Raw genomic sequence first — 26,280 nt, 5'->3', positions numbered from 1 at the left:
TTTGTCGCCTTTCAATAAAGTCTATTGAATTAGCTGCTTGCGGACTAGGTTATTGCCGTCACGTCTGGCTTGATACAACGCATCTTCAGCGTTTGCCGTCAGTTCGTTCAAGGGCCGTGGTGTGGCAGTAAACGAGACGCCAAACGAACCGGTAAGGTGAATATGGGGCTGCATGTCCGACGTGTCCATAGTGGCAATGCCGTGGCGTAAACTTTGTGCAATTTCCACTGCCTCATTCGGTCCAGTTTCTGGCAGCAAAATAATAAATTCTTCGCTGCTCCAACGGCCCACAATGTCTTTTGTTCTTACGCTTGTAAGCAGGTGCCCTGAAATTAGGTCGAGCACATCATCGCCCACATTCCGTCCGTAGGTGTCATTGATGGTGCTAAAGTTATCCACACCCACAATGATGACACTTAACGACGAGTATTCTTCCAGCATTTCTTTGTATTTGGAGTCGATTTTCTGTCGGTCGGGTAAACGTTGGGTATTACGAATAACCAAATCGGGCTGCATGTCTTTGCGGAAGTAATAAAGCAGATGATAAATCATCATAAATAATGAAAAGACGACCACCAGAAGGGTGACCACACTGATCACAAAGGCTTTGGATATTTCGGCTTTGCGTTTATCTAGCGGACTAAGCAAAAATACTGTCCAGTTAAACTGGTTCAATTTGACTTCGGCAATAAGATATTCTTGCTGATTGATGGTCACTAGCCGATTATTGAGAGCCCGCTGGTCACGCACATCCGCAGGTAAGCTGGCGTACCAAGGTAATTCTGACAAGTTAGTAAAATCTGAATACGCAGCCATTAAATTGGCGTCAGATGACAGCATAATATCGCCGTTTTCATCAACAAATAGAAAGTCGTAACCATACTGTTGTTTATACGAGTCGAAAATACTGATGAAGCTAGATAGGCTTTTACCAATACCAAAAAAGCCAAGAAATTCGTTGTCGTCGTTGTATATCTTAATATCAATATAAAAGTGGGTGTCTTCCCACTTTCCGATATCTGCTACTGCGTCTTCGGGCAGTTCTTTGTATTTGAAATACCAGCTTACATCGCCCTTAACCAAAGGCAGGGAGGTACCGTCTGAGTTGTACTGCATGCGATCTTGTTCACTGGCAATAAAAAAGTACAGGTCGAACTCATCTTGCAAACGGTTAAGAGTTGAAAATATACGATTTTTATCAACCTCAGGGTTGTCCATCAACTCAACCAACTCTTGAGATTTACCCAGAGCTTCAGAGATGTGCAAAGGCTTTAGAAGTTGATTAACAATAAGTGAAATGGCTGGAGATAACGATTGCTGTTGGGCACGGCTTTGCTCTGCCACAATAGTATTAACGCTAAAATGGACGAGCGTTACAATGGCGATGACCACCACTGCAAAGAGTAATAAGATACTTCTGTGGAGGGTTCGAAATGTTTTCACGAACTACCTGCTCTCCTTAGCTTTCTCAACTTGTGTGAAAGATTTTCAATGAACATTCAGTATACCTTTTCGCTATATAAACTACTACCCAGACAAAAGGATAAGAATATAAAGCCAATTTTTACCTAATGATGCGCTGACTTGTTTTATCGCCTTGGTTACACTAGCAGGATGAAATCGATGTTCAGCATTTTTTATTAAGGAAAATACATGGCTTTTTCTGTCATTGTTCTTGCCGCAGGTAAGGGCACAAGAATGAAATCTTCGTTACCTAAGGTGTTGCACCCCATTGGCGGCATTCCAATGGTCCAGCGTGTCATCAATACGGTGGATTCTTTAGACGCAAGTGCAGTACATCTGGTTTATGGGCATGGCGGTGATCAACTGCAGGCGGCCCTTACCGGCAATAACTTAAATTGGTGCTTGCAGTCAGAACAATTAGGCACAGGTCATGCGGTACAACAGGCCGTCCCTTACATCGATGAAAAAGAAGATGTGCTGATTTTGGTAGGGGATGCGCCTCTTATTCAAGCTGAAACCCTCGCCCGTTTAGCGGCGGTGAAGGCCAATTGTGATTTGGCGCTACTTACCGTTGAACTTGATGATCCTACCGGCATGGGAAGGATCGTTAGAGAAGGCAACAGCATAAAAGCCATTGTGGAACATAAAGATGCCACCGAGGCTCAGCGTCAAATTAAGGAAATTAACACCGGCATGATGATGATGTCGGGTGCTGATTTAAAACGCTGGCTGGGTAATCTAAGTAACGACAATGCCCAGGGCGAATACTATTTAACAGATGTGATTGCTATGGCCGCGGCAGAAGGCAAAGAGATTCAGGCCGCCCATCCCGACACTGCCACCGAGGTAGAAGGGATCAACAATCGGGCCCAATTAGCCGCCCTAGAGCGAGCTTTGCAGGCACGCCAAGCCCATGCCTTGATGATGGATGGCGTAACCTTGGCAGATCCAACTCGCTTTGATTTACGCGGTAGCGTAGTGACAGGGCAAGATGTCTCCATCGACGTCAACGTTGTGTTAAGCGGTGACGTCAAAATAGGTAATAACGTGCGTATTGGCCCTAACTGTATGCTGACTAATTGCACTATTGATGATAACGCGGTTATCGAAGCTAACTCTATCATCGAAGACGCCTCAGTGGGCGAAGCTTGTACCGTTGGGCCGTATGCCCGCCTGCGTCCCGGCGCGGTAATGCAAAGTCGTGCCAAAGTTGGCAACTTTGTGGAAATGAAAAAAGCGGTGCTAGGTGAAGGCGCGAAAGCTAACCATTTAACCTACCTAGGTGATGCCGAAGTGGGGGCAGGTGCCAATATTGGTGCCGGCACCATAACCTGTAACTATGATGGCGTGAATAAGTCGAAAACGTCTATTGGTGCCAATGCGTTTATTGGCTCTAATTCGTCGTTGGTGGCACCGGTGAAAATTGGTGATAATGCCACCGTAGGCGCCGGTTCAACGGTGACTAGCGCGGTAGAAGATAACGCCTTAACCGTTGCCAGAGCACGTCAGCGCACCATTGCCAACTGGCCACGCCCAACGAAAAAGTAACTTAGCTGTTACTGCTGTTTTTTGTTGAAAGCGACGCAATAGGTTAATGTGTCGCTTTTCTTTAAGACAGGCAACACCGTAATGATTAGAACCCTTTTGGTGGGTTTTGGTTTTTCTGCCAAAACCTTCCATCTTCCCTTCCTTCAGTCTATTGCTGATTTTGATCTTGTGGGCGTTGTGTCTTCTAGGCCCGATGCGGTGACTGACATGCTGCCCGGTATGACGGTGTATTCGTCCATGTCTAAGGCGTTAGCGGCAGCCGAAATTGACCTTGTGGTGATCACCACACCCAATACCTTACATGCCATGCAAGCCAGACAAGCGTTAATGTTTCACTGTCACGTACTGGTAGAAAAGCCTTTTACCCTTAGCAGTGACGATGCCAAAGCGCTGGTGTCTTTAGCCAAAGAAAAACAACGGGTGTTGTGCGTGTATCAAAACCGGCGATTCGATGGCGATTTTCTTACGGTGAAAAAGCTCATTGCCAATAATAAAGTGGGGCATGTGCGCCGTTTTGTATCCCGATTCGACCGCTTTAGACCAACCCCTCGGGATCGTTGGCGAGAAAATGCCGGCCCCGGTGCAGGTATTTTGTGGGATCTAGGACCGCACCTTTTCGACCAAGCAGTGCAATTATTTGGTTTGCCTAAACAGGTACTTGGAGTGGTTCAAACTCTCAGAGAAGGCGGCCAAAGCGATGATAGCTTCGATATAACCCTGTTTTATGAAAACACCACTGTAACTCTAGGAAGCTCGCCTTTTCAGGCTCAGCAAACAATACGGTTTGATCTTCAAGGGGATAAAGGCAGTTATAGGAAGTTGGGTTTAGATCCCCAGGAAAACCAATTGAAGCAAGGACTCACTTTCGATGATAGCCAATGGGCAGTAACCCCTAGCCATCAACACGGGCAGCTGAGTAATGGAGAGGAATTACACACTATCCAGACCGAACATGGCGGATATTTGCAATTTTATGACAGGTTAGCGCAAACCCTATCCGGTGATGGTGAGATACCGGCCAGTGGCGAATCGGTGCTGCCTGTTATTCAACTTATCGAATTGGCATTAGAAAGCGCTGAAACAGGTAAAACCTTACCTGTATACCTAGATATGAAAGAAAATAACTAAAAAAGCTTGCGCAACGTAACTTTTATTGGTTTATTTGTTTCAGTTCGTAATTTAGAAGTTTCGAAATGCAAAAGCGAAATACCCAGCAGCGCAGAAATGACATTGTGGAATGGGTGAATCAATCGGGCCATGTTCATGTGGATGAAATGGCATCGCGATTCGGTACCTCACAAGTCACAATCCGCAAAGATTTAGCCGCATTGGCCGCACAGAAGCGGGTGCTCAGAGAATTCGGTGGCGCCGCGCCTTTGCCGTCAGCCACAACGCAGACAAGCACCGAATTGTCTGCCGTAGCAGCGCGAAAAGTCGCCATTGCCCAAGAAGCGGCGAAATTTGTGTCTGATGGCAGCAAGTTGATCCTCGATAGTGGCAATACCACCGCTGCGTTGTTGCCTTTTTTGCATCAACAAAAACTGGTGGTATTAACGAATTCGTTAAGTATTGCGAGTGCGTTAACTTCGGCAGATAACGAACCCACGGTGCTAATGACGGGCGGCACTTGGGATGCCCATTCCCAATCTTTTCAGGGCGAAATGGCAAAAAACATGATCGCCGCCTACAGTTTTGATGTTGCCTTTATCGGCGCATCGGGTTTGGATGTAAATCGTGGCTCTACCACCTTTAATGAACTGACTGGGTTATCTAAAGCCATGGCTGAGGTCGCTCGCAAGGTGGTGATTTTGGCCGAGTCAGACAAATTTTTTCATCGCATGCCAAATTTAGAATTGGCATGGGAAAACATCGATGTATTGGTTACTGATAACCGTATTGATGAGAACACCAAACAACAACTTGAAGAACAAGGCGTTTCGGTAAAGATAGCGCCGACGAACGGAGATTAACCATGTGTGGAATTGTAGGCGCGGTGGCAGAGCGCAACGTTGTCGAAATCTTGCTGGAAGGCTTAAAGCGTCTTGAATATCGTGGCTACGATTCGGCCGGTGTGGCGCTGTTGCAGCCTAATGGCACCTTAACCCGCCTGCGCAAAACCGGTAAGGTGCAAGCGTTAGCCGACGCCGTGGCTGAACACGAAGCGTTGGGCTCTACAGGCATCGCCCACACCCGTTGGGCCACCCACGGTGGCGTAACCGAATACAATGCTCACCCCCATTGCTCTAACGATCGTATTTCAGTGGTACACAATGGCATTATTGAAAACTATTTGGCATTGCGCGCAGGATTAACAGAGCAAGGCTATACCTTCGATAGTGATACGGATACGGAAACCATTGCCCATACGGTGCACGCCGAGCTACAAAAAGGCGGCTCGCTGTTAAAGGCAGTACAAAATAGCGTGTCACAATTTCATGGCGCTTACGGCACCGTGATCATGGACAGTGAAGATCCTTCTCGCGTAGTGGTGGCCCGCTCTGGTAGTCCGCTGGTGATTGGTTTGGGATTAGGCGAAAACTTTATTGCTTCTGATCAAATGGCATTATTGCCGGTTACCCGTCGGTTTATTTTCCTAGAAGAAGGCGACGTGGCAGAAATTACCCGCCGTTCGGTTAGCATTTTTGATGTTAACGGAAACCCGGTAGAGCGGGAAGTGGTGGAATCAAATATCGAGCACGATGCAGGGGATAAAGCCGGTTATCGCCATTACATGCTGAAAGAAATTCACGAGCAGCCAACGGTGGTGCGCAATACCTTGCAGCAACGGGTCGATGAACGGGGCTTGGTACCCGGAATTTTTGGAGCTGGTGCTGAAGCCATACTGGCAAAAGTAAAACACGTACAAATTATTGCCTGTGGTACGAGCTATCATGCCGGCATGACTGCTCGCTATTGGCTGGAACAATACGCCAATGTGTCCTGTAATGTGGAAATAGCGTCAGAATTTCGATACCGCAAATCGGTGGTGTACGAAAACAGCTTGCTGGTGACCATTTCCCAGTCTGGGGAAACCGCCGATACATTAGCCGCCCTGCGTTTAGCAAAAGAGTTGGGCTATATGTCGAGTTTGGCAATCTGTAACGTACCTGGTTCGTCGTTAGTACGGGAGTCTGATCTTTCGTTTATGACCCGGGCCGGGGCAGAAATCGGCGTGGCCTCTACCAAAGCCTTTACTACCCAGCTGACAGCATTTTTAATGCTGACCTTGGCATTAGGTGAACACAACGGCATTAGTGAAGCAGATAGCAGCGGTATCGTAAACGCCCTACACAGTTTGCCGGCTAAGTTAGAAGAAACCTTAGCAATCACCCAAGGCATTGAAGATTTAGCAGAAGAATTTGCCGATAAAAACCACTCCTTGTTCTTAGGCCGTGGCGATCAATACCCCATTGCTATGGAAGGCGCGTTAAAACTTAAAGAAATTTCTTATATTCACGCCGAAGCCTATGCCTCCGGTGAACTAAAACATGGCCCACTCGCACTGATTGACGAAGAAATGCCGGTGATTGTGGTGGCACCGAATAATGAATTATTGGAAAAGTTAAAATCTAACGTGGAAGAAGTACGTGCCCGTGGTGGCATCATGTACGTGTTTGCCGATGGCGATGCCAACTTTGCCAGCGATGACACCATGCGGGTGATTAATGTACCTCACTGCGCCTCGCCCATTGCCCCTATTGTGTATACCTTGCCGCTACAGTTGTTGTCGTACTACGTGGCGCTAATAAAAGGCACGGATGTAGACCAGCCTCGTAACTTGGCGAAATCGGTAACGGTGGAGTAGGGTGAATGTGGTGGCACAAATTCTCTGTGCCACCACAGGTTGCTAAATAGTACTGGGAAGTCTTAAATAAAATTGAAAAGTGATTTCACTATCTACAATAGTGCGTATTTCGGTATAACTACCGTATGACTTAGTCGTCCGGAGTTTTTGAACACCACAATAAACTCAAAGCTCTTTACATGTCTCACCGTATAATATGACTGCGGTATAAAACGCGCATCGCGCATAACAAAAAATTAAGTTCGCCCGCTACGCCCGCTGGGACGCAAACATGGTGTCTATGTAACTACAAGAGTATTGTGATGGAATTAAGATTTATTTCAGAAAAAACTATTTATGGAATATCGACTAGAACAAATAATGCGGCAGAAATGAGTCCAAATGGAAAAATACCCGCATTGTGGCAATCTTTCGATGAAAGTATTCCGGTTGACTATAAAGGTGGTGAACGTGTTTACGGCGCTTATTACAACTACGAATCAGACCATAACGGGATGTTCTCAGTTCTCGCTGGTTTTGATGGTCAGTCATATCCGTCAAATATGGATATTGAGCAAATAACTATTCCTGAAGGTAAGTACCTAGTGATCACCCATAAAGGGGAAATGCCTCAAATCGCCATCGATGCTTGGACAGAGGTTTGGGAATATTTCTCTAATGAAAACTGCGAGCATCAAAGGTTATTTTCAACGGACTTTGAATATTACCCAAACGGTAATGAAATAGAAGTCCATATTGCGGTGCAATAGTTACATACAAATCAATTCACTACGCGCCTTCGGCGCCGGACGCAGCAAAGCTCCGCAACTCATTTTAAAGGCAGGGAAAACGGTTGGTACTAAAATCGAATAGCGACTGCTATTCAAAAATTGTAATCGTTAATTCGCTCGCTGATTTGTTAATTTGAAATAGTAAAAATATCGAATACTGATATAGCCAACTACCATGGTGGCTATTAAGAGTTCTAGAATAGCTAATTGGTTAATCAATGTAATGTAAGCGACATCTACGTTTGTGCTTTTCATCCAATCTTTCAAGTTGAACAAGGCTGTTGAACCTACAACCATAGGAAACGTGAAAGCAGCATAACTAGGTGAAAATGGCTTATTTATCAGTTTTATAAAAAGAAAATACACAATAAGGGTTTTTGCTAGTGCCAATATAAACAACATCTTTACGATGGGTATTGATGGCTCTGCAACCAAATGTAAATAACCTACCAATGTTAAGCTGGCTGGCGCCGCTAAAATAGCTAGTATAGGCTTTATTGTGTAATTGCTTTTGAGCGCGACAATAAAGCGATAAAGCATGATGGGTAGCATAATACTGTACATCGACATACCAACGATTAACGCACCGTAAGCTAACCATGCTAATGACGGGTTACCTGAAAAAGTCATTTCCGCAATAATTATCCCGACAGGCGGTACAAACCAACTAGGGTTCATTTCTTCAAAGTTAAACTTCTTCACGCGGTGATATACAAAGCTTGTTAAGAAGATAAGATGAAGCAAAAAAGCCAAGCTCCAAAGCACATCACCTGCAAACGGGTTAATGAGTCCTACAGAATGTGAGATGACAAAATTGGTCATGGCAAACGTTGGGATCACGCTACCAGCAACAGGGTGGGCTAAGTCAGCTTTTAATAGCTTGGGGTGTAGTAAATATTTAACGGTGATAAATATTATCAAAATAGCGGCTAAACTTGCCCCCAGAAATGGCCCACTATTGTTCAGATCGATAACGCTTTCCCACACCAAACCTAAGCTAGCTATGCCCAGCGCTAACCCCGACATTGCTGAAGGTACGTGCATCACTTTGTTTTTAAATTGGCTTAGCAAGGCATATCCTATTAATGCGCTGGTAAACGAACCTACTAGCCCGTTTGATTGTGTACATTAGTAGAACGTACTTAATATTCGAATATTTCACGGGCAAGCAAATTACTTCGTAATTGCTCATTAAAAGTGAATAATCAGCAATTAACTGTCTGAGGGTATGCTGAAAAATGGTGTTGAGTCACTTCGGGACAAAGGCGTGACGCTTTTTATCTATATCACGGGCTGCTAGTTTGTGTTGCAGGGTCGGCTATTTAAGAAGTCGAGTGGAGTAATGATACCCACACATTTGGCCACTGGTTCGTCGTAGTAACTCTCTATTTCAATTTTTTTGGCATGTAGCCATGCAGCAATAGTTTCTGCTTCGAACAAGGCAGCATTTGTAGTACCGCCACATCATTCAGCTAAGACGTTTTTCCAGGTTTTTTTAGAGCAGTTTGCGCACCCTCATCCATTTGATGAATTGATCGAGCCACTCATCGCTGGTTGTACCCTTCGGCCTGAGGTCAAAACCATGCCCCCCCTTTTCGTACATGTGCAGTTCAGCGGGCGCACCAACAGCACGCCAAGCGGAGAATATTTTCAGGCTGTCGGTAGCCAGAAAGGGATCATCTGCCGCCGCGGCAATAAAAACTGAAGGAGCATTGGCCGGTACAGGGCTGCGCAGCCCACCATATAACAGACCAATAAAGTCTGGGCGGTTTACCTCTTTGCCAATTGCCAGATCAACTGCAAGAAAAGCTCCAGCTGACAACCCAAGCATTCCGACCCGATTGGGATCAATCCCCCACTTTGTTGCATGCTGGCGGACAATTTCGATGGCACGGGCGCCATCCTCGACAGCTCGCCTCTCACCAGCGAATTCGGGGATCTCGTTAGGGACACCCGTTGCAACCCTAGTCATCAACATATCCATCTCCGACTGATGCACATCTGGCACCCGCATTGGATCTCCCGAACTTTGGATAGTACGATATTTAAGTACCAATGCCGTGACGCCCTGTTCGGCAAGCTTTCTTGCAATGACGGTTCCGCCTTGGTTGTAAGTTAGGGCAACAAAGCCACCCCCTGGTGCGATGATCACCGCCGTTCCTGTTGCAGTATTAGGCTCAGGTAGAAATAATTCGAGGGTTGGCTCGCTTACGTTAAAAATTAGAGTCTCTTGCGCTTGTTTCTGTATAACTTGGGTTTCGGGTACGCCCAAAGAACCAACCTCACCTGCTTCGTACAAGGGAAAGATCGTATCTTCAGCTTCGCGTTCTTGTGCATTTAAACAGGCTGTCACCAAAGCTGTGATAACAACGAAAACTGCTTTCGCGAGACCTTTTTTTTGACAATTCATCTTTATATTTTCGCTTTCAATGTAAGGTATGCAGATCGCGGTTGGTTGGGGGCGACGACGGCATTACCGAAAAAAGAATAGGGATCAAAAGCATCGCGATCACCAAGGTTGACGACTGATAGGCCAAACGAGTATCGGTCAAAATCGTACGATGCCTGCGCGTCAAGAACAGCATACCCGGGCACCGCGGTGGTGTTTGGCAAGGTGAGTTCACGAGATGAAAAGGCGGTGACGCCAACCCCAAAGGAAAGCCCATCAAGAGCGCCGTCAAGCACGCGATAGCGAGCTGCGAGACGCCCGCTATTCTTGGGAATACGGGTCAATTCGTCACCGGGCGCAATACTATCGTCGCGCGAATCGGTGTAGGCGTAGTTTACAAGCAGCGAGAATGCTCTACTTGGTTCCCACACCATATCGAATTCTAGACCGCTGGCGCGCTGCCGCCCACTTTGGATAGAAAAACCTAGGTTGTCAGGGTCGGCAAGTGTCACCTTATCGCGCTCCTGTCGAAACCCCGCGATAGTGCCTGACACGCCGGCATTGGTCAGCGCCAGCTTTATGCCTGCTTCGATGTTTTGTGAGGTTTCTGGACTAGGCGATTGTAGTCCCATGAAACCAAAGGGAGCACGAAACGCGGTGGCATATCCTGCGTAAAGAGCAACACCAGGAACGAGGTCGTAGGTTGCGCCAAAACGCGGTGATAGGTGACTATAGGTCGAATCGTTATCCACTCCATAATTACTGTCCTCAATGAATTTGAGCGAGGTTAATCTAAGCCCGTAGGTTAGATGCAGCGCGCCATAGGAGACTTGATCCTGTAGGTAGGCTGCCGTAGTTTCGAAACGATCGTCAGTGTATGAATTGACCGGCAGCTGAGCCGTGTAGCTAAGATCGTAGTTTGGATTAGCCAAATCGATGACGCCAGACGGAGTCTCACTGACGAACAAGCCCATGCCGCTGTAAAACTGCGTATTGTCGTAATTCACGCCCGCAAGCAATGTGTGCTCCGCACCCCATAACTCGGTTTTTGCGATGACGTTGATGTCGATGGTGATTTCCTTGGTATTCGTATCCATCGTCACCGAAGCCACCGGATAGACCGTGGGCGTGGCCGGATCGGCCGGGAACAGGTCAGGGTGTACAAAGCTTCCATGTTCATCGATATCTCCCGAATAGTAGCGACCAGTTACGTTGAGCTCGAGCCAGTTCGACAAGGCATGTTGCAGGTTGGCGGTGAGCATTTGATTGTCGTTTACCGTGTCCGGCTGGTTGGTAGGCGAACCGGGAAATACATTGCGGTCGAGGTCGCCCGCCAACGCTTGATCGGCAGGAATACCCGAGTACTCAAGATTACTGCGGCGGTTAAATTGCCCCTGCACAAGCAGTTCAGTGTCCGGGCTTATCTCTACTGAAAGACTGGGTTGCACAGACCAGCGCTCACCATCCACCACATCGATCCAGCTGTTATTGCTCTGATACTCAGCCACGAGCTTGGCAAAAACGCCATCTGCGAGTGGAATATTGATCTCACCATAGGGATTGACAGTTGAAAAGCTTCCTGCGCGCAGTGCTACATATCCGCCAAGCTCTTTATCTGGATTTGCCGAAACCACATTGATCAGTCCGCCTAAGGGCGTGCCAAGTCCACCGCCATAAAGCGTTCCACTGGGCCCTTTTAGCACATCGGTTCGTGCTACACCGATAATGCTGATCGGGTCGTATGCCTGCTGATTACCCGCAAAAACAGGCAATCCATCAAGATATACTTCAGCTGAAAAGCCACGCACGATTGGGGGAATAAAGAGGCTCTCGTCCGAACGAGTGGGTGTAATACCTGAAACATTGATTAGGGCTTCCCCAAGTTGACGACGGTCCTGCTCTTTCAACAAGGTTCCGGTAATAACCTGAATCGATTGGGGAATTTCGATAATTGGGGTATCAGTGCGCGTTGCCGAGGACGTGGTGGGAACGGCGTAACTCTCGCGTTTACCAGTAATCACGATGGTTTCTACAAGCCAGCTTCCGGCGTCTTCAGAGCTATCTGGATCGGCATCCTGTGCACCGGCGCGAGAGAGGGAAAACATGGTTATGCTGACAATTACGCACACCACAAAAGATTTACGATTGAATAAAAACACCACCAATTCCTTGGATTAGAAGGCTTGAATAAGCCCAAACTTGGACAGTTTAGTGCGAAATCCAAAAAGAACAATGTGACAAAGTGTCGCAGCGATGGTGCGTTTTTATTTGGATAAACCGCACTGTTGCCAATCCTTAGAATGATTTGAAACCTCATACTGCCCAACAGTGTTAATTCAGGTTTAGCTTTATATGCTTACGCCGAATTCATCTAACTGTAGAATAGGCCTCACTTCTACAGTGCCTTTTTTGCAGGTGGTAACTTTTCTGCTATGGCTAAAACTTCATCCAAATTTACTACGTCAGCTATTTTGGCTTACTTAATTTTGAAGTAATTCACCGTTGCTTTTAATTCCTGAGACAAGGCATTAAGCGATTGGGTTACTTCATTATTTAGTTGTAAGGCGGCGATAGACTCTGTCGACATAGTGTTAATTTGTGTCATAGAGCTTGATATTTTCTCAATAAATTCCACTTGCTGAAGGGTAGCGCTGGCCACCTCTTGAACGTTGTGTAATGTGCCGGCTGCTTGCTGTTCGATATTTTGAAGTAAGTCGATGGTTTCAATAGTTAAGGTGCGGCCGTTTTCCACCAAAGGCTGGGTTTCTTCCATGGCCAATACGGATGCGGCGGTTTCCTTTTGCACTTCGTTTATCATTTTTTCTATTTGCTGGGTGGCTTCTCCGGTGCGCAAAGACAGATTTCTGACTTCATCAGCCACAACGGCAAAACCGCGCCCGCTTTCTCCGGCTCTAGCTGCTTCTATGGCAGCATTAAGTGCAAGCAAGTTGGTTTGATCAGAAATGCTGCCAATCACACTCACTATACTGCCAATCTCTTTAGTTCTGTCTTCCAACTGCTTTATCTGAGTTACAGTTTTGCCCACGGTAGCTGAAATTAAATCCATCTCTCGGGCACTTTCTTCAATTTTTTCTTTGCCCACTTTGGCAAATTTAGAGGTGGTAGCAGAATTGTCTTTTGACTGAGACATAGATTCCGATACAGACGCCAGTCCCTGACGCATAGTATTAAGGTTTTCGGTGGTTTCGCTGGTGAGGTCTGCCTGTATTTGCGCCGAACTGTACACCTGCCCAGACCCAACAGACACTTGTTGAGCTTGGTCGGCAAGGTCTGTTGCGCCCTTAAGAATATTGGCTACGATCGCCCTCAGCTTTTGACGCATAGTAACCACAGACCCCATTAAGCTATCAGGGCAGCAGTTATCAATGGGGGTATTTAAGTCGCCTGCGGTCATATTTGCTAATGCACTGGCGGCATCAATAGGCTCCGCGCCTAGCTGGTTGGTTAAATTTCGGCTAATAAACAGCGTTACGCTAATGCCAATAGCAATGGCGATGCTGGTGATGATAAGCATCAGAAATTGAAAGTTGCCCGCGGCTTCTCGGGCCTTGGGGGTGGCGATTTTATTTACATCTTCTTGGTAATCAATAAATTTATTTATCACTTCTAACCACTGCTTAAAATTGTCCCCTACCTCGGTGGCCAGTAGCGATCTAGCCTGTGCGTCGTTGCCTTGCAGCTTTAGGGTAATAATTTGCTCGATTTGCGGTGTGGTTGTTGACTGAATTGCAGCAATGCTAGATAGGATGTTCATCTCATCGGTAGTAAACAACACGCCAGAGTTGACCATGCGTTTCATAGCCAGCTCAGACTCGTGATAAAAGCCTTCCAGCGTATCAATGTTACGTTGTAGATCCATTATTTCAGTCGTGTTAGTGGCTAACACAACGTCTCGAATATCAATGGCTCTATCGTGCACACTGCCACGATAGTTAATGGCATAGCGTTGCTTCACAGAATTAATATCAGAGATTTCGGTTAAGGTTTCATCAATGTAGTTCACATTTTGAATACCGATAACCACTAGCGACACCATCATTAATAGCACTAAACCAAAGCCGGTAAATAACTTATGTCGAATGGTTAGGTTTTGCATATTAGGCCTTTTAAATGATGGGCAAAAGTGAGTGGGCAGACTAATCTCGATTAGTGTCTGCCTAGTCAATTATATGTAAGGTAAAATAAATAGACCTTTTAATTTAAGAAAATCATTCGTCAAGATGGTATTAAATGAGTAAATACGGATGATTTGACGGGGAAGTACATTGGTTGCTTTTGATATTGTATATTTTATCAACTACTTGCTTGGCTTCTGGCGTATCCTAAGTTGATTTCCAATGTATTTTTGAAGTTTTGGTATTGTCGGTAAAAAAACTGATAGTGTTACTCGATACCTAAGCCGAAGCGCAAAAATATGCCTCAAATGCACCAAAGTGCATTTGGTAAGAGCACCAAAATAGATCATCCCACCAGAATACTCATCATCGCACCTGCAATTCATTAGAACTTTTAGGTTGAATCAAAGAAATTTGTGTAATTTTTCTATTTTCTATTTGTAGCATTGTTGAGCTATGAAGGTGTTCATCTCTCACTTTTTGTTGAGAAAAAAAGCAATGAGCATTCGTGAGAAAACTGAGACCTTCTTCATCTTTATTCGTAATCGAAAAGGAGAGGTGGTTTGGCGTGAATTGTGCTTTACGGGGTAGGTTCACACCTATTAAGAAACGTTGGTGTGCTAAAAACACCGCAAATGCTGTATTTAGCATCTATTGGTTTAAACGAATTATGAGTAGTGTAGGTGTAATTATAACCACAAACCATGGTATAGCATGAAAGAGCAGCCGAGTAATGAGCACTTAGCATACCCAATATCCTCAGGCATGAAAAATTGCAGTGATAAACTATTTATTCCTAGTCTTTACAATATGCATGAAATGGCATGCGCAGCACTAATAAAAGAAGCCCCTCTTTGCCATTTAACATCGTTAAATTCAAACGGTGGCTTAAGTGCTACCTCAATACCACTAGTCTTGGATGAGCATGAGAAGCCAGGTGAAAGTTTAATGCTGCTAGGGCATATTGCTAAACGTAATCCTCATACCGCTGATTTGAAAAATGGAATGCCTGTATTAGGCGTTTTCTCAGGGCCAAATAGCTATATATCCCCTCGCTGGTTTAAAGAGCGTTTAACAGTTCCAACATGGAGTTTTTCGTCGGTGCATGTTCATGGAACGTTGGAAATCGTAAATGAACCAAGCCAAATTCGAACAATATTAGAAAGCACTATTGAGCAGTTAGAGTTTACTGTGGATGGGCAGCAAGACGATAGTTCAGCCCACTGGAGCCTGAAGGATGCTGATAATGAACTGGTTAATCGCTTATTAACTGGAATCGTCGGACTAAAAATAAATATAAATTCGATGGAAGGCATTGCTAGGACTGTTCAAGAAAAGTCGGATATTGATCGTGAGAGTATTGCTGATGGCCTGTGCTCATCTTTGAATTGGCAGGCTCGGAGGGTGGGATTAAAAATAAAGGAAATACTAAAGCAAGCAACTGGTTAGCAGTAAAGCTTAACGATTTTAAAAATGTAGGGTGATAATCAATTGGCTGAATCTGAACAAAGTTTAGTAACAACAAACTTAAAAATACCCGCTAGAAAATCAATACCGCCGTTCGAAGCATTGAGGGCTTTCGACGCAGTAGCAAGATTAGGAGGGATCCGAAAAGCAGCGCAAGAGCTTCATAGAGATCACGCTGTGGTGAGTCGACATTTACGAACATTAGAAGAGTGGACAGGAACTAAACTCATCGAAAGAACACCAGCAGGAGCAATGGTGACAGAAGAAGGGGCTGATTATCATAATCGTATTGCTGTCGCTATTGATAATATTGCAGAGGCAACAATTGATCTTATTAAACGAAATCAGCAGAATTCAATCAATGCATGGTGCATGCCTGGCTTTGCTCTGCACTGGCTGGTTAATCATCTTTCATCATTCGAAAGTCTTCACCCTAGTATAGAAATAGAATTAAGGTCTACACACGAAGAGCCCGATTTCAGTCGTCAAGAAGCCGACGTAGATATTCGACACATTCCGCTATTTGGTCCTGAAAAAAAGCTTCCTGCAAATGCCCGTAGTATCGAGATAATTAGCCCTCCAATAATTCCGGTTGCAAGTCCTGAGTATTTATCAAAATATCCTGAAATCGCTCACCCTAGAGATTTATTGAATCATCAGTTATTGAATGAAGAAAACGATGACAACTGGCGTATTTGGTTCCGAGAAAATGGAATTATCGATGGACGTGAGTTTTCAGGACCTCGTTTGTGGGATGGACATATGACATTGGCCGCCGCCCGGCGTGATAGGGGAATAGCATTAACTAACACATTGGTTGCTGCCGATGATTTGGCACAGGGAAAGCTTGTTTATATTGGCGAGCATAGTGAAAGTTTTGCGTTTACTAAATTGTGGTCATATTGTTTTATTGCACGTTGTGATCGCTGGCATTCCCCTCCAGTGGCGCGCTTTAGAGAGTGGCTGCTTAAACGTGTAGCGTCTGAACTGGCCTGTTAATGAGCTATCTAAACACTGGTGCTTAAGGCGCAACGCGAGAGCACAATTACACATCTTCTTATCTGCCATATTGAAAGTTAGTATTGTGGAAAAGCATGAGGGAAGGTGATATGAAATTACTCAGCAAAGTAATTTTTCAAGTAAGAATAGCGGCAGTAATCACATTGCTAGCTGGTATATCCAATACGGTTTTCGCGTCTGATGATCAGTCTTCACTACCGATAAAGTTAAACGAAAAAACCGATAGAACGTTAGAGTATGATTGGCCAATTCTGAGTGTAGGCACTGGAGAATACCCCGATGGCCCTACCGGTTTAACCGTTTTCCATTTTAAAGAAAAAGTAAGTGTCGCGATCGATGCTAGGGGCGGCGGGCCAAGTGGAGTGAATGCTGAGTATATAAAGCTTGGATATGACATTCCCGAATTAGACGCTATCGTATTTGCGGGGGGGTCTTGGTACGGCCTCGAAGCCGTCACGGCGGTATCTTCGGCACTGAAAGACGATGGACTTAGAGATGGGAATGCCTTTGCAATAGAGCCTTCTATTGCGCTGTCGGCGGGTGCAATTATTTTCGATTTTGGTTCAAGGCGTTTAAATGAAATATATCCCGATAAACGCTTAGCTCAAGCTACGTTTCGACATACTTCAAGTGGCACATTTCCTATGGGGGCGACTGGTGCGGGCCGCTTTGCTAAGTCCGGAGCTTACTTTGGCTGCAATGCTTTTTCTGGTCAAGGTGGGGCCTTTCGACAGATAGGAGATATAAAAATTGCAGTTTTCACTGTGGTCAATTCTTTAGGCGTCATTGTTAACAGAGACGGTGTTATCCAGTCTTGCTTTAAAAAAGCAGGAATGTCAGATGAGCTTACTGCAAAAGAATTAATCAGTGCATTTGCAAACAGTAAGAAACCTGTAATTTCTTCCAAAGAGAATGAGCAAAGTAGCAAAAACACTACCATTACTTTAGTCGTTGTAAACCAAAAGCTAGAGCCTGCCTTACTGCAGCGTTTAGCCGTTCAGGTACATACATCAATGGCTAGGGCTATACAGCCTTTCGCCACTATCTTTGATGGTGACGTGCTTTATGCGGTCTCCACAAACGAAATTGAAGAACAAATCATGTTACCCCATGATCTTGGTGTACTAGCTGGTGAAGTTGCGTGGGATGCGGTACTAAATTCCCAACCTATTCAGCCAACGTTACCAATTACTACTGAGGTTAACGAGGTTGATGTATCTGCAATTTCCGGTACTTACAAATTTAGCCGATTAGCTTTACTGGATATTAAAACCGATAAACAAAAAGTTTTTGCCAGAGCATCGGGGGAGCGGTCAGTGTATGGAATTGGAACTGAAAACTGGGTTGAGCTTAAACCAACCTCCAATGGTGGCTTCAGTTTTCCATCTAGATACCCTGCGTTATTTGATTTTTCAACTAAAAATGTGATCAAGTTAAATCCCGGTCATTGGCAACAAACAGGCTATAAAATAAACTGATTGTAAATGCCACCAACCATCTGAGTTCTTTGCAAAACGAAGTCGCTACAGAAGCGGCTTCCCTCACCATAATATTCATTCCTCAACCTATCTTAATATGCCCTTTTTGAATTCCGCCACCTTGGTAAAGCATTGTTTATTATCGGTATTTTTCAAACTCCAACTTTTTTGAATATAAAAATAATTGCGTAATTTATGCCGGTGTTAAGAGGGCAACACAAGTTCCTGTTAACGCACCTTTGCAGTTTTATTGAGCAGTGTAAGCTAAATTTGAGCTTTTCTTTTATCCAAGACATCAATAATCCTACAACTAAATTTGATGTCATGGCGGAACGGGAAAGGGTCCAATTACAACAAGAGTAACGAATACTAACGGGAACCTCACATGAACAAACTAATGCAACCTTATGCATTGCTAACTATTTTTTCACTCAGTCCGATCGCATTTGCGCTATCAGCTCAAGAGGCGTTGCCAGACGACGGATACGAGGTAATTAAGGTTACCGCTCAAAAGCGAACGCAAACGCTACAAGAAGTACCGATGGCAATCGAAGCGATAAACGGTGTTGAGTTAGCGCAAAGAGGCATCGACAGCATTCAAGATTTATCTTTTGCAATCCCAGGTCTGACAACTCGGGAAGATGGGCCAGGCAGTTATCAAATATTTATGCGAGGGGTAGCGAATACCGATGGGGGAGGAGCGTTGGTCAGTATTTATCAAGATGAAGCTCCCCTAACCCTTTCTGGCTATGACGTATTACCAACGAAAAATTATGACCTAAACCGAGTGGAAGTGCTAAAAGGCCCGCAGGGAACTTTATACGGACAAGGCTCAGTTACCGGAACAGTCCGCTACATTACCAATGATCCTATTCTCAATGAGTTTGAAGGGCGGGTAGGAGCCGAACTCACGTCTGTGAGTGATGGAGATATAGGCACAGACATTAATATGATGCTAAATATTCCTGTATCAGACACCGCGGCCATACGTGTGGTCGCAGCAACCACAAACGGTGGCGGCTGGCAGGACCAACCTGAGGCAAATATCGAAGATGGAAATGACGAAGAACTCAATTACTTGAGAGTTAAAGCACTTTGGTCTCCTACCGAGAATTTGAACATAATGGCCACCGGTATTTCGTATAAAGCTGAGTATCAATTGGGGTTAGGCTATGAACAACCTGATAGAACAGTATGGGTAGCCATCGACCCAGCCCAAGAGTTAATACCTAAAATTTGGGATTACAAATTATTTAACCTGTCATTCGATTACGACTTTGGCGATATGACTCTCACAAGCGCCTCAAGTTATTCAGATATGGATCACCAGTATCCATTTAACTACTTCGGTGGTGAGGATACGTTTTATGAGGGTTATTTATCAGGCAATGATGCACGATACAACACAGGGGATCAATTTACCCAAGAGCTACGCTTGAACTCAAACGGTAGCGGAAACATCGATTGGACAATTGGTATTTTCTACCGAGATATAGAAAGAGATCTCGAAGCTTTTTACGAAACCGAATACTACGGTACCGTCTATTCTGACTTATATTCCTATTTGGCAAATACAGCAGAGTCGTGGTCATTGTTCGGTGATGTATCTTATCTAGTAACTGACAAACTGAGACTAGGTGTTGGATTGCGTTATTTTGATGAGAAACAAACTGAGTATGATGATTACACAAAACAAACGGGGACTTTTGATTCTCTAGATCCTCGTTTTTACTTGCATTATGAACTCACGGAAAGTGCGAACTTATATGCAAACGTAGCAAAAGGCTTTAGAAGTGGCGGCTTTAATGGTTTTGACCTAATTACAGGAGAGGAGTTACCCAATTATGGGCCCGAATCCTTATGGAGCTACGAGATTGGTCTAAAAGGCAAAATAGATAATTCGTTGACTTATGATGTAGCCGCATATTACACGTCATACGACGACATGTTGAGGCGAGGACTTATATTTGTAAGCGCTGATGTAGGTTTGCAATCGTTGGTAAGTAATATAGGTGAAGTAGAAGTAAAGGGCCTAGAGGGGAGTTTAAGTTGGCGAGCAACGAGTTCGCTCACTTTTGATGTATCTGCCAGTTTTATTGACAGTGAAGTTGTTTCTGTTGACTCGGCAGATGCCACTAATTTAGCCGGCGATCCAGTCGATTATGTACCCGATTCAAGTTTTACTTTAGGAGCATATTATCAGTTTGATTGGGCGCAAGACATGCCTGGCTTTATCCGTGTGAATTACAGCTATCGTGACCAACTATCATATGTAGATCGGTCGTCTTTTCCTGATGATAATTTACCCCAATTCTCCAATAGTATTGGATTGGTTGATGCTCGGTTGGGCTGGTCTCATGAAAATATTGATGTTGAATTTTTTGTGACGAATATTACTAACGAGAATAAATATATCGACCCCTACCATGGATGGAATAATGCCAATCGTTCAAAACCTAGAACGATAGGACTTAGCAGCATATTCCGATTCTAATAAAAACAACGCTTTGTGAGCGCTATTTTCCTCAAGCAAATAGCGCTTATTATTTTTGCCGCGTTGCTCATATCACAACACAACTAACGTTTTAAACACCTAATGCATAGACATGCCTTCAGCTAATCTAGCTCTATTTCACGTGTCGCAATCGTATACACGGTACTTAATCGGAGATAATACACATGTTACCTAACCTTTTTTTAGACAAAAATTATATCGATGGGGAATGGATTGACTCAACAAATTATGAAAGTCATCCGTTAATTCATCCCTCTACAGAAATAAAAATTGCCACGATTAAGCTAAGCAAAGCGGAAGACGTTAATACAGCAATCGAAGCGGCAAGTGAAGCTTTTAAAACATACCAATTCACTTCGAAGGTAGAGCGAGTTGCTATGCTCGATAGAATCATAGCTTGCTATGAAAAACGATATGAAGACATGGTCATGGCAGTGTCTTGTGAAATGGGAGCGCCACTTAAATTATCTCGCAATATGCAGGTTGCAGCAGGGCTAAATCTTTTTAAAAGCACGAGAAATACCCTTGAAGCATTTTGTTTTTCAGAGCAGTTTGATGGGTACTTGCAACGTAAAGAGCCCATTGGCGTGTGTGCAATGATTACGCCTTGGAATTGGCCACTAAATCAGATGGTAGCTAAAGTAGCGGCAGCGTTGGCTGCGGGCTCAACCATGGTGCTTAAGCCCAGCGAATATTCGCCTGCCAGTGCATCGTTGCTGGCTGAGATCATTGATGAAGCAGAAGTGCCAAAGGGCGTTTTTAATCTTATTCAGGGAGGGGGAGAAGCGGGCTCTACCATGTCTGCCCATCCGTTAGTTGATATGGTTTCCATTACGGGGTCAACTCGCGCGGGAATTGCGGTGGCGAAAGCGGCTGCACCAACTGTGAAAAGAGTGACTCAGGAGCTTGGAGGGAAGTCTCCTTATGTTATCTTGCCTAACTCTAATTTGGATGTGGCGGTGAGAAGCTGTATTCGACGCTTGTTAATTAACAACGGACAATCGTGCAATGCGCCTACACGATTGCTGGTTCACTGTGAACAATTGAGTGCAGTAGAAAAACTCATTCCCCAAGTTATTGCAGAATATAAAATTGGCCGGTCATTTGATGAAAGCGTTGATGTTGGCCCGCTAGTAAACGCAAAGCAATTTGAACGCGTAAAATCTTATATTAAACAAGGTGTTGATGCTGGTGCGAAGCTTATTGCTGGTGGAGTGGGTTTTCCTGAGGGAATCAAAGAAGGCTATTTTGTACAACCGACAGTATTTTCTAATGTGGACTCAAGTATGGCGGTGGTAAGGGACGAAATCTTTGGCCCAGTTCTCAGTATTTTGACATACCGTGAAAGACAAGAAGCAATCGATATGGCAAATGACACAGAATATGGGTTAACGGCTTATGTATTTTGTGACGATGTGGAAAAAGCCATTGAATTTTCGACAGCCCTAAGAGTGGGAATGGTGCACATAAACGATACGAATGCCGATCTTGCAGGACCGTTTGGAGGCTACAAAATGTCGGGGAATGGGCGAGAGAGAGGGGTGGCCGGCTTAGAGGAGTACCTAGAAACGAAAGCCGTATTTGTATAAGTCTACGAGGACAAAAAAACCAGCCCTAGGGCTGGTTTTTTATTTTACATGTTATCGTGTTAACCGTTGTAACATGTCTTGATGGACTGCCATACTTTCTCTGCAAATTCATCAATGTGTGTTTTTTCAATAATCAAGGGCGGAGAAACGACAATCGCATTGCCTAATCCTCTTACCATGACGCCATTGTTCCACAAGTCATTAGAAACATTTACGCCCATCGGGGTTTGTCCTGGCTGTTGAGGTTCGAATTCGATGGCTCCTAAAAGGCCATAGTTTCGAATATCAATGATACCGGGCAATTCTTTAAGGTTATGAAGAACTTGTTCAAAATACTGGCCAATTCCTTCATTAGCGCGAGTAAACAAGCCTTCCTCTTCATAGATATCTAAACACGCTAGTGCCGCCGCACAGGCAGTGGGGTGCGCAGAGTATGTATATCCATGAAAAAACTCAATACCTTCACTGCCATTAATAATTGCATCATGAATGGTATCGGTACAAAAAACGGCTCCCATAGGAATCATTCCTGATGTTAGCCCTTTTGCTGTTGTGTAAATGTCGGGGGTTACATCAAATTCTTGGGATGCCGTAAACGACCCGGTACGACCAAACGCGCATACGACTTCATCGAAGATCAGGAGGACGCCGTGTTTCGAGGCAATTTCACGTAACCTCTTAAGGTAGTTTTGCGGTGGAATTATAACGCCACCGGCGCCAGCGATGGGTTCTACGATCACCGCAGCAATATTCTCGGCACCGTGTAGGTTAATGATTTGTTCTAATTCATCGGCTTTTTCCACGCCGAGCTTAGGCTGCCCTCTACTGAAAGCGCTGTTTTCCATATCCAACGGACATGATAAAAAATCTACCTGCCCCCAGCGTCCGAACGTTCTAGTATTGTAGGGAAGTCCGCCTGCAGCTGTTCCCCCCATATTTACACCATGATAACCTCTCTCTCTAGAGATAATCATTTTCTTACTGCCATGGCCATTAGCGACATGATAAGCCAGTGCCATTTTTATCGCCGTATCTACAGATTCTGAACCTGAACCTGTAAAAAATACTTTGTTCAGGTTTGCTGGAGATATTTCAGCCAGTCTCTCAGCCAAAACAAAAGCGCTTTCATGTCCAAAACTGAATGATGGCGCGTAATCTAGTTTGCAGGCTGAATTGTACATAGCTTCAGCTACTTTTTTTCTTCCATGTCCTAGATTGGTGCACCAAAGTCCTGCAGTCATATCTAGAATTTTTTGGTCTGTGTCAAAGTTCCAATACATGCCGCTTGCCGAATGCAGCATTTTAGGATTTTTTTTAAATGCCTTGTTCGCTGTAAATGGCATCCAATGCGCGTCTAAATTCATCTTTTTATCCTATCTAAGCAAAGGTCAAAATGATTTTAAGTTATTTGCTTCACATAATGGCGATGCTTAAACGGACAGTTTAGGTGTTGTTAAGACACCTCTGGTGACATTGAAGCACCGATATGCACGGCGTTAGCAACTTCTCTATGTGAACAAGTCACGTAAACTTTTATGAGTGAAAACTTTATGTAGCCCATCAGTGTTGAGATTGCTAATGAAGAATATTGAGAAAAAGCATGATTCGATTTATCAGAATATGTCTAATCCTATAAGAAACGCGTACTCTGGAAAATTGTTTCCTGCTGAGCAAGTCCAAGCGTTCAGTACCATGAGCTCCGCTTTTCCAACACGTCGGGTTAAAGCTGGAAGTTTGGCCCGCGAGTTTCCAAAGGTTCCACTTTCACTTAAGGATTTTACTTTTTGTTCCAACGGAAATGAGCATGACATTTATGACTACATCTCGCGAAATAGGATCACGGGACTGATTGTAGTGCAAAATGGTGATATTCGATTCGAACACTATGACTTCGGTATGACAGAAGCGAGCCATTGGATCTCAATGTCTATGGTGAAATCTATTAGTGCAACGCTTGTGGGCATCGCGATAAAAAATGGCGATATAAAAGGCATTGATGATTATTTAATTGAATATATTCCGTCTCTTAGCAACACATCTTACGAAAAAGTAACCATAAGGCAGCTCTTGCTCATGTCTTCTGGTGTTCAATGGAACGAAGACCACACCAATCCAGAATCTGAAAGACGCATTGTTTTAGAAGCTCAAATTGCGCAAAAGCCAGGTGAAATATTACGTTTTATGACAAATCTTCCGAGATTACATTCACCGGGCCGCCATTGGAACTATAGTACTGGCGAAACACATTTGGTGGGTGAGTTAATCCGCGCCGCGACTGGAAAGTGGCTATCCGATTATCTATCTGAAAATTTATGGAAGCCCTTGGGAATGGAAAGAGATGCTTACTGGTGGCTTGAATCAGATGACGGGTTAGAAGTGGCTGGCAGTGGTTTGAATGCATGCTTAAGAGACTTTGCACGGTTTGGTTGCTTTATGGCGAATGGTGGCGTTATAGATAATAAAAAAATCCTGCCGGACGGGTGGTGTAACGAAGCATCTGGGCCAACATTTATGAACGGCGAAAGAGTCCCTTACGGTTTTATGTGGTGGTCGGTGCCGGACAGCGATGGAGAGTTTGGAAGTCGAGCTTTCAGTGCTAGAGGTATTTTTGGTCAGCGTATTTACGTTAACCCACAACAGAATGTGGTTATTGTAACGTCGGCAATTCGTTCTAAACCAATGTGCGACAACGCCATTGAAGACAACGATTTTTTCAATGCAATGGTAGCGTGTTTAGAAGGTAATTTATGAAAACGGCCGGCAATAAGGGAAGTTGCGAAATATTGGGTCATCCTAAAGGGTTGGCATTTATTGTGTTTACTGAAGCTTGGGAGCGTTTTTCTTTTTATGGCATGCAGGCGCTTCTTGTTCTCTATATGGTCAATTATATTTTGTTGCCCGAAAATAGCGTACATGTCTTAGGTTTCGATTTAGTGGTTTCTGGTGTTGAAAGTGTCTTCGGCGCGTTAAGCATTACAGCACTGGCAACACAATTGTTTGGTTTGTATATAGGCTTGATATATTTAATGCCAGTATTCGGCGGTCTTATTGGAGACCGCTTTATTGGCAGAACGAAAGCCGTACTATCAGGTGCCATTTTAATGTCTCTGGGGCATTTTATGATGGCTTTTGAATCTCTTTTCTTTTTGGCTCTAGCACTACTTATTATTGGTTGTGGTCTATTAAAAGGTAACTTAGCCGCTCAGGTAGGTAGCTTATATGAGCAGGGTGATCAGCGCAGAGATGCCGCATTTTCGCTGTATTCAGTGGCAATTAATATAGGTGGATTTGTCGCACCGCTTGTTTGCGGCACTTTAGGCGAATTATATGGATGGCATTACGGGTTTAATTGCGCAGGCGTGGGAATGCTGTTCGGAATGTTAATCTATATGCGAGGGCAGAAATTTTTGCCAAAGGAGAACGAGGACGTAAGCCGACAGCAACAGAAGGGCGTGCAAGAAGGGGATGGGAAAGTGATCATAAGTACAGTCTGCGTCATTCTTATCACCGCACTGTATTGGACTGTTCAGTCACAGGTTTGGAATACTTATCCCATTTGGGTTCGTGATAATGTCGACCGTAGCTTCTTCTCATTTACTATTCCAATAACTTGGTTTCAATCTCTAGATATGTTCGCTGTTCTTATCTTAGCCCCCGTTATTATTATGTTATGGAAAAAACAGAACCGACGTCAAAGCGAGCCCAACGGTTTAATAAAAATTACAATCGGATGTGCAGTATTTGCTATGGCGAATATTTGGTTAAGTTTAGGAGGGTGGGTGAGTGACGGTGAAAAAATAGCGTTAATTTGGCCGGTTGTCTTTCATTTTATTTGTGCCCTAGGTTATCTATATGTAGGCCCCGTTGCTTTAGCATTAGTTTCTCAGTCGGCACCGCCATACATTAACGCAACTATGATGGGTAGTTACTATTTAGCTATTTTCGTCGGCGGAATATTTAGTGGCTATCTGGGACGATTTTACGAGTTACTTTCACCGTCAGAGTTTTGGATGCTTCATGGTGCCATTGTGGGTTGTGCAAGTTTTATAATACTTGTGAGTTATAAACCACTTGCCAGCAATCTTATTGCCAAATAGTA

18 protein-coding genes are annotated in these 26,280 nt (G+C 44.4%); 12 read left to right on the top strand and 6 right to left on the bottom strand.

All coding sequences use genetic code 11. The annotated features are described in order from the left end of the window. Positions 1–21 precede the first annotated feature (21 nt). Positions 22–1,443, bottom strand: coding sequence for a sensor domain-containing diguanylate cyclase (locus KO501_RS08455; RefSeq protein ID WP_216029222.1), 1,422 nt, complete (start codon positions 1,441–1,443; stop codon positions 22–24). 210 nt (positions 1,444–1,653) lie between these two features. Here KO501_RS08455 and glmU point away from each other — a divergent pair, with 210 nt between their 5' ends. The 5 genes from glmU to KO501_RS08430 all read left to right on the top strand — a co-directional run bounded on the left by glmU (position 1,654) and on the right by KO501_RS08430 (position 7,566). Beyond that, positions 1,654–3,012 carry a bifunctional UDP-N-acetylglucosamine diphosphorylase/glucosamine-1-phosphate N-acetyltransferase GlmU gene (gene glmU / locus KO501_RS08450; protein ID WP_216029221.1) on the top strand — a complete coding sequence of 453 codons (1,359 nt, stop codon included), beginning with the start codon at positions 1,654–1,656 and terminating at the stop codon, positions 3,010–3,012. Positions 3,013–3,093: 81 nt separating this feature from the next. Next, entirely contained in the window at positions 3,094–4,140 is a 1,047-nt protein-coding gene (locus KO501_RS08445) for a Gfo/Idh/MocA family oxidoreductase (protein WP_216029220.1), read from the top strand. A gap of 65 nt (positions 4,141–4,205) precedes the next feature. Further along, positions 4,206–4,982, top strand: a complete 777-nt coding sequence (locus tag KO501_RS08440; RefSeq protein WP_216029219.1) for a DeoR/GlpR family DNA-binding transcription regulator — start codon at positions 4,206–4,208, stop codon at positions 4,980–4,982. A gap of 2 nt (positions 4,983–4,984) precedes the next feature. Then, positions 4,985–6,817 carry a glutamine--fructose-6-phosphate transaminase (isomerizing) gene (gene glmS, locus KO501_RS08435; RefSeq protein WP_216029218.1) on the top strand — a complete coding sequence of 611 codons (1,833 nt, stop codon included), beginning with the start codon at positions 4,985–4,987 and terminating at the stop codon, positions 6,815–6,817. Between the two features lie 302 nt (positions 6,818–7,119). Next, positions 7,120–7,566: a GyrI-like domain-containing protein gene (locus tag KO501_RS08430; RefSeq protein ID WP_216029217.1), complete on the top strand. Its 447-nt coding sequence runs from the start codon at positions 7,120–7,122 to the stop codon at positions 7,564–7,566. Positions 7,567–7,695: 129 nt separating this feature from the next. On the opposite strand, the gene KO501_RS08425 is transcribed toward KO501_RS08430, so the two are convergent. From KO501_RS08425 to KO501_RS08410, 4 genes are all read right to left on the bottom strand, one after another. Then, positions 7,696–8,658 carry a TDT family transporter gene (locus tag KO501_RS08425; RefSeq protein WP_216029216.1) on the bottom strand — a complete coding sequence of 321 codons (963 nt, stop codon included), beginning with the start codon at positions 8,656–8,658 and terminating at the stop codon, positions 7,696–7,698. 424 nt (positions 8,659–9,082) lie between these two features. Beyond that, positions 9,083–9,997, bottom strand: coding sequence for an alpha/beta hydrolase (locus KO501_RS08420; RefSeq protein WP_216029215.1), 915 nt, complete (start codon positions 9,995–9,997; stop codon positions 9,083–9,085). A 2-nt stretch (positions 9,998–9,999) separates the two neighbouring features. Continuing rightward, positions 10,000–12,135 (bottom strand): TonB-dependent receptor, encoded by a 2,136-nt coding sequence (locus tag KO501_RS08415; protein ID WP_216029214.1) that lies wholly within the window; start codon positions 12,133–12,135, stop codon positions 10,000–10,002. Positions 12,136–12,452: 317 nt separating this feature from the next. After that, the gene (locus tag KO501_RS08410) at positions 12,453–14,093 is read right to left on the bottom strand and encodes a methyl-accepting chemotaxis protein (RefSeq protein WP_216029213.1); all 1,641 of its coding nucleotides are present in this window, start codon (positions 14,091–14,093) and stop codon (positions 12,453–12,455) included. Positions 14,094–14,826: 733 nt separating this feature from the next. Between KO501_RS08410 and KO501_RS08405 the strand changes: the two genes are divergently transcribed. The 5 genes from KO501_RS08405 (at position 14,827) to KO501_RS08385 (ending at position 22,181) form a co-directional block, all read left to right on the top strand. Further along, positions 14,827–15,561 (top strand): FMN-binding negative transcriptional regulator, encoded by a 735-nt coding sequence (locus KO501_RS08405; RefSeq protein ID WP_216029212.1) that lies wholly within the window; start codon positions 14,827–14,829, stop codon positions 15,559–15,561. A 42-nt stretch (positions 15,562–15,603) separates the two neighbouring features. Beyond that, positions 15,604–16,578, top strand: coding sequence for a LysR substrate-binding domain-containing protein (locus KO501_RS08400; RefSeq protein WP_216029211.1), 975 nt, complete (start codon positions 15,604–15,606; stop codon positions 16,576–16,578). A 110-nt stretch (positions 16,579–16,688) separates the two neighbouring features. Next, the gene (locus tag KO501_RS08395) at positions 16,689–18,077 is read left to right on the top strand and encodes a P1 family peptidase (RefSeq protein ID WP_216029210.1); all 1,389 of its coding nucleotides are present in this window, start codon (positions 16,689–16,691) and stop codon (positions 18,075–18,077) included. Positions 18,078–18,462: 385 nt separating this feature from the next. Then, complete coding sequence (locus KO501_RS08390; RefSeq protein ID WP_216029209.1) at positions 18,463–20,571, top strand: TonB-dependent receptor; 2,109 nt, start codon at positions 18,463–18,465, stop codon at positions 20,569–20,571. Positions 20,572–20,756: 185 nt separating this feature from the next. After that, entirely contained in the window at positions 20,757–22,181 is a 1,425-nt protein-coding gene (locus KO501_RS08385) for an aldehyde dehydrogenase family protein (RefSeq protein ID WP_216029208.1), read from the top strand. 59 nt (positions 22,182–22,240) lie between these two features. On the opposite strand, the gene KO501_RS08380 is transcribed toward KO501_RS08385, so the two are convergent. Then, positions 22,241–23,545 carry an aminotransferase class III-fold pyridoxal phosphate-dependent enzyme gene (locus KO501_RS08380; RefSeq protein ID WP_216029207.1) on the bottom strand — a complete coding sequence of 435 codons (1,305 nt, stop codon included), beginning with the start codon at positions 23,543–23,545 and terminating at the stop codon, positions 22,241–22,243. Between the two features lie 214 nt (positions 23,546–23,759). Between KO501_RS08380 and KO501_RS08375 the strand changes: the two genes are divergently transcribed. Together KO501_RS08375 and KO501_RS08370 are read left to right on the top strand one after the other, a co-directional pair. Further along, entirely contained in the window at positions 23,760–24,932 is a 1,173-nt protein-coding gene (locus KO501_RS08375) for a serine hydrolase (protein ID WP_216029206.1), read from the top strand. After that, positions 24,929–26,278: a peptide MFS transporter gene (locus KO501_RS08370; protein ID WP_216029205.1), complete on the top strand. Its 1,350-nt coding sequence runs from the start codon at positions 24,929–24,931 to the stop codon at positions 26,276–26,278. The genes KO501_RS08375 and KO501_RS08370 overlap by 4 nt, the downstream gene beginning before the upstream one ends. The last annotated feature ends 2 nt before the right edge of the window (positions 26,279–26,280 follow it).

This window comes from Alteromonas sp. C1M14 (assembly GCF_018860965.1).
In the GTDB taxonomy this organism is placed as follows: domain Bacteria; phylum Pseudomonadota; class Gammaproteobacteria; order Enterobacterales; family Alteromonadaceae; genus Alteromonas.
This window is presented reverse-complemented; position numbering and strand designations above follow the sequence as displayed.